6 protein-coding genes are annotated in these 5,142 nt (G+C 69.1%); 1 reads left to right on the top strand and 5 read right to left on the bottom strand.

Annotated features, from left to right (window positions below; translation table 11 throughout):
* The 3 genes from VM306_RS01090 to rpsB form a co-directional block, all read right to left on the bottom strand.
* Window positions 1–577: uridine monophosphate kinase (locus tag VM306_RS01090; RefSeq protein WP_414672308.1), on the bottom strand; the 577-nt coding region annotated here is incomplete at its 3' end.
* 121 nt (window positions 578–698) lie between these two features.
* The gene (tsf, locus tag VM306_RS01095) at window positions 699–1,514 is read right to left on the bottom strand and encodes a translation elongation factor Ts (RefSeq protein WP_325510292.1); all 816 of its coding nucleotides are present in this window, start codon (window positions 1,512–1,514) and stop codon (window positions 699–701) included.
* Between the two features lie 71 nt (window positions 1,515–1,585).
* Window positions 1,586–2,452 (bottom strand): 30S ribosomal protein S2, encoded by an 867-nt coding sequence (rpsB, locus tag VM306_RS01100; protein WP_325510293.1) that lies wholly within the window; start codon window positions 2,450–2,452, stop codon window positions 1,586–1,588.
* A 372-nt stretch (window positions 2,453–2,824) separates the two neighbouring features.
* Between rpsB and VM306_RS01105 the strand changes: the two genes are divergently transcribed.
* Window positions 2,825–3,298, top strand: a complete 474-nt coding sequence (locus VM306_RS01105; RefSeq protein ID WP_325510294.1) for a peptidoglycan DD-metalloendopeptidase family protein — start codon at window positions 2,825–2,827, stop codon at window positions 3,296–3,298.
* A 363-nt stretch (window positions 3,299–3,661) separates the two neighbouring features.
* On the opposite strand, the gene VM306_RS01110 is transcribed toward VM306_RS01105, so the two are convergent.
* Both VM306_RS01110 and VM306_RS01115 read right to left on the bottom strand, forming a co-directional pair.
* Window positions 3,662–4,600 (bottom strand): FliA/WhiG family RNA polymerase sigma factor, encoded by a 939-nt coding sequence (locus tag VM306_RS01110; RefSeq protein WP_414672307.1) that lies wholly within the window; start codon window positions 4,598–4,600, stop codon window positions 3,662–3,664.
* 31 nt (window positions 4,601–4,631) lie between these two features.
* On the bottom strand, window positions 4,632–5,142 hold a 511-nt coding region (locus VM306_RS01115; protein WP_325510296.1), incomplete at its 5' end, for a tyrosine-type recombinase/integrase.

Here is a 5,142-nt window from a genome sequence, read left to right on the forward strand (position 1 = left end):
AGGCCGTGGCGTCGGCGACGTTGAGGCCGCGCTCCAGCACCTCGCGGTGGGTGATGTTGTCGAACATCAGCGCGTCCGGGTCGATCTTGGGGTCGGCCGTGTAGACGCCGTCGACGGCCTTGGCCATCAGGACGATCTCGCAGCCGATCTCCAGCGCGCGCTGGGCGGCCGTGGTGTCGGTCGAGAAGTACGGCAGGCCGGCGCCGCCACCGAAGATCACGACGCGGCCCTTGTCGAGGTGGCGCATCGCGCGGCGGGGGAGGTAGGACTCGGCGACCTGCGTCATCTGGATCGACGTCTGCACGCGCGTGTCGATGCCGTGCTCGCGCTCGAGGAAGTCCTGCAACGCCAGGCAGTTCATGACCGTGCCGAGCATGCCCATGTAATCGGCGCGCGAGCGGTCCATGCCGCGCTGCTGGAGTTCGGACCCGCGGAAGAAGTTGCCACCACCGATCACGACGGCCACCTGCACGCCGGACTTGTGGACGGCCGCGATCTGCTTGGCGACTGTCTGCACGACGTCGGGATCCACGCCGACGCCACCACCACCGAACATCTCGCCACCGAGCTTGAGCATCACCCGGTTGTAGCCGTGGCTACCTTCTTCGCTCACAGATCCTCTCCTCGGGGCTTGGAGCAGTCGTTGGACATGCTGAGGGCGGGGTCGCTGTTGTGCCGCAACCCCGCCCTCATCGCAATCAGCTCTGGCCGACCTCGAACCGAGCGAAACGGGTCACCGTCACGCCGGCCTCGTCCAGAAGAGCCTTGACCGTCTTCTTGCTGTCCGTCACGGAAGCCTGCTCGAGGAGCACGACGTCCTTGAAGAAGCCGTTGACGCGACCCTCGACGATCTTGGGGAGCGCGCCCTCGGGCTTGCCCTCCTCGCGAGCGGTCTCCTCGGCGATGCGGCGCTCGTTCGCGACCAGCTCCTCGGGGACCTCGTCACGGGTGACGAACTTCGGGCGCATCGCGGCGATCTGCATCGCGGCACCCTTGGCGGCCTCGGCGTTGTCACCGGTGTACTCGACCAGCACGCCGACGGCGGGCGGCAGGTCGGCGGCACGCTTGTGCAGGTAGACCGAGACGGTGCCGTCGAAGTCGACGGCCTTCGCCAGCTCGAGCTTCTCGCCGATCTTGGCGGAGAACTCCTGGACCAGCGCGTCCACCGTCTTGCCGTCGACCTCGACGGCCTTGAGGGCCTCGACGTCGGCGACCTTGTTCGCCTTGGCGAGCGCGACGATGTCGTCGGCCAGGGCGATGAAGTCGGCGTTCTTGGCCACGAAGTCGGTCTCGCAGCGCAGCTCGACCATGGCGCCGTCCTTGACCGCGACGAGGCCGTTGGACGTGGTGCGCTCGGCGCGCTTGCCGACGTCCTTGGCGCCCTTGATGCGCAGGATCTCGACGGCCTTGTCGAAGTCGCCGTCAGCCTCGTCCAGCGCCTTCTTGCAGTCCATCATGCCGGCGGCGGTCAGCTCGCGGAGCTTCTTGACGTCCGCGGTGGTGTAGTTCGCCATCGTTTTCCTTCTGCGACGTACGCGCTTGAGTCACGAGGTGCCCGCTGGTCGCGGGCACCTCGTGGGGGAGATCAGGACTGGACGGGCTGCTCGGCCGGAGCCTCGGCAGGGACCTCAGCCGGGGTCTCAGCCGGGGTCTCGGCAGAAACCTCGGCCGGAGTGGTGCTGGTGAGGAGCTCCTGCTCCCACTCCGCCAGCGGCTCGTCGGCGGCGGGCTTGTCCTGGCCCTCGGCGGCGTCGCGGCGGCCACCCGAGCGCTGCATGAGACCGGCGGCGGCGGCCTCGGCCACGACCTTGGTCAGCAGGGCGGCGGAGCGGATCGCGTCGTCGTTGCCCGGGATCGGGAACTCGACCTCGTCCGGGTCGCAGTTCGTGTCGAGGATCGCGACGATCGGGATGTTCAGCTTGCGAGCCTCACCGACCGCGATGTGCTCCTTCTTGGTGTCCACGATCCACACGGCGCTGGGCACCTTGGACATGTCGCGGATACCGCCGAGCGTGCGCTCCAGCTTGTCCTTCTCGCGGTTCATCATCAGGATTTCCTTCTTGGTGAAACCCTGGAAACCGCCGGTCTGCTCCATCGACTCGAGCTCCTTGAGGCGCTGGAGCCTCTTGTGGACCGTCGAGAAGTTGGTGAGCATGCCGCCCAGCCAGCGCTGGTTCACGTAGGGCATGCCGACGCGGAGGGCCTCGTTGGCGATGGCCTCCTGCGCCTGCTTCTTGGTGCCGATGAACAGGATCGACCCGCCGTGCGCGACCGTTTCCTTCACGAACTCGTAAGCCCGGTCGATGTAGGTCAGCGTCTGCTGCAGGTCGATGATGTAGATGCCGTTGCGCTCGGTGAGGATGTAGCGCTTCATCTTCGGGTTCCAGCGCCGCGTCTGGTGCCCGAAGTGCACGCCGCTGTCGAGCAGCTGCTTCATGGTTACGACGGCCATGGCCGGTTCGCACCTCATCTGTAGGACGCGCCAGGTCTGGCCTTTGCGCGTCAGTCCGGTTGTCGCCTCCGGCCGGTAGGCCGTCAGCCCTGGTGCCGAACGCCGCCGTCCGCACCCGCTGAGCATCTCTGCACCATCGGGACCGTCGGACGTCGTGACTCGACCAGACTGGAACCAGCAGGTCGGATCTGCGTTGGCACGCGAAGTCGCCCCGCGCACAGACGGGACGCGCCCGAAAGTCTACTCCTGATCCCCGACAAACTTCGAATCGCCCCCAAGTCATCCGGGTCGGTTGTCCACAACCGGCGAGTAATCCACAGATCCCCGATCACCGCTGGTCCCCCGGCCACCGCTTGGCGGACCGTGGAACCCATGCCCCTCCTCCCCGCCGCCCTGGTCCTGGCCACGCTCCTGACCCCGCCCGCGGCCCGCTTCACCTGGCCTCTTCCCCCGCCGCACCCGGTGGTGCGCGCGTTCGAGGCGCCCGCCACTCCGTTCGGCCCCGGCCACCGGGGCGTGGACCTGGCTGCCGCCGCCGGCACCGCGGTCCTGGCGGCGGGCGACGGTGCGGTGGTCTACGCGGGGGCGGTGGCGGCTCGCACGCTGGTGTCCCTCGAACACCGGGGCGGTCTGCGAACGACCTACGAGCCGGTCATCCCCGCGGTGAAGGCCGGCAGCCAGGTGCGCAGGGGTGAGGTGATCGGCCACCTGCAAGCGGGCCACTGCCCCTCACCGTGCCTGCACTGGGGCGCCCGCCGCGGCCACACCTATCTGGACCCGCTTCGGCTGATGTCGTCGGGCCGGGTCCGCCTGCTCCCGCTGAACGCGCCTGCCCGAGGCAGTTGAGCCATTCCGCCGCGCGGCACCCCGACTCCCGCGCGGCGATCCGAGGGTGCCCCCCGCCGCTGCCGGGCGGCTGGGTGAGCGGCGCGACCCCGTGGCGCGCCGCGAGCACCCGTCAGGCGCCGGGAGGCGGTGACGCCTCCTGCTTCCCGGCGCCTGATCGCCTTGCCCGGTTCCGGACCGCTTGATGCCCGAGTGGGCACACGGCGTGCAGGGCGATTGACCTCGCCACCCGTTCGAGTGAATTAGCCCCGACGAGGGCCTTGGAGGTGGTTCACGAACACGAATGTGAGGCGCGCACGGTTTTCGGTACGGCTTTTCGGCAGCCCGGCACCCACCGGGTAGCGGTGGGGAGAGGAGGCGCGGTCAGGCCTCGGACTGCTCGTTGAGCTTGGTGCGCAGGCGCAGGACGGCGCGGGTGTGCAGCTGGCAGACCCTGGACTCGGTGACGCCGAGGACCTTGCCGATCTCGGCGAGCGTCAGGTTCTCGAAGTAGTAGAGGGTCACGACGACCCGGTCACGTTCGGCGAGCTGGGCGATGGCGTCGGCCAGCTGGCGGCGGCTGTCCTGGTCGACGAGGCTCGCCACCGGGTCCTCGGCGGCGTCGTCGGGCAGCGACTCGGCCAGGGAGGAACCGCCCTTGTTCGGGGCGATCAGCTCGTCCAGGGCCACGACGCTGGTGAGCTGGAGCTGGCCGTACAGCTCGCGCAGCTCGGCCAGGCCGATCTTGAGCTCTGCGGCGAGCTCGCGGTCGGTGGGTGTGCGCTGCAGCTTCGCGCCGAGGCGTTCCAGGGCTCGTTCGACGTCGCGGGCGCGGCTGCGGACCGAGCGCGGCACCCAGTCCTGGGAGCGCAGGTCGTCGAGGATCGCGCCGCGGATGCGCTGCATGGCGTAGGTCTCGAACTTGAGGCCGCGTTCCGGCTCGAACTTCTCGATCGCGTCGACCAGGCCGAAGATGCCGGACTGGATCAGGTCGGCCACGTCCACGTGGGCGGGCAGGCCGGTGCCGACACGGCCCGCGACGTACTTGACCAGCGGCGCGTAGTGCAGCACCAGGCGGTCGCGCTGGCCCTGGTCGCGGGACTTGCCGTAGCTGCGCCACAACGCGACGATGCCGGCTTCGACGTCGTCACCAGACCTGACGTCCGCACGCGTCACCGCAGCCTGGACGGCCGCGGGCGCGCCGTTGACGTGCGTGTCGGCACCGGGCTCGGAGCTCGCCTCGGTGCGCGGCACGCCGTTCTGACGCTGCCCGTTGCTCGCCTGCGTCGAAGCCGACGCGGGCAGGACGGGGTCAGGGGGCACGGTCGCCGTACGCGATCCTCCCCCTGCGGCGTCAGGAACGGGGGTGGGTTCGGTCATGGATCGCCTTCAGCCGTTCGACAGTGACGTGTGTGTAGAGCTGAGTCGTTGCGAGCGTAGCGTGACCAAGGAGTTCTTGGACGGTGCGCAGGTCCGCTCCCCCTTCCAGCAGGTGCGTGGCCGCGGAGTGGCGCAGCCCGTGCGGCCCGACGTCGGCCGCGCCGGGCACCGCACCCACTACATCGTGAACGACCCTCCGGGCGGTACGGGAGTCCAGCCGGCCACCGCGCGAACCCAAGAACAGCGCCCGTTGTGAATGGTCGTTGACCAGCGACGATCGGCCGTGTTCCACCCACCGTCGTACCGACCGTTCGGCCGGAATGCCGAACGGCACGGTGCGTTCGCGACTGCCCTTGCCCAGAACCCGAATCACCCTTTGGGAGTAGTCCACGTCGTCGAGGTCGAGACCGCACAACTCAGCGACCCGGATACCTGTTGCGTACAACAACTCCACCACGGCTTGGTCACGCAGCGCAACCGGATCC

Origin of the sequence: Lentzea sp. (assembly GCF_035525475.1) — a bacterium.
Classification (GTDB): Bacteria; Actinomycetota; Actinomycetes; order Mycobacteriales; family Pseudonocardiaceae; genus Lentzea.

Bases quoted from the DNA above. Each gene is read 5' to 3' on its own strand.
- tsf (WP_325510292.1), bottom strand. From the start codon at position 1,514: ATGGCGAACTACACCACCGCGGACGTCAAGAAGCTCCGCGAGCTGACC.
- rpsB (WP_325510293.1), bottom strand. From the start codon at position 2,452: ATGGCCGTCGTAACCATGAAGCAGCTGCTCGACAGCGGCGTGCACTTC.
- VM306_RS01105 (WP_325510294.1), top strand. From the start codon at position 2,825: ATGCCCCTCCTCCCCGCCGCCCTGGTCCTGGCCACGCTCCTGACCCCG.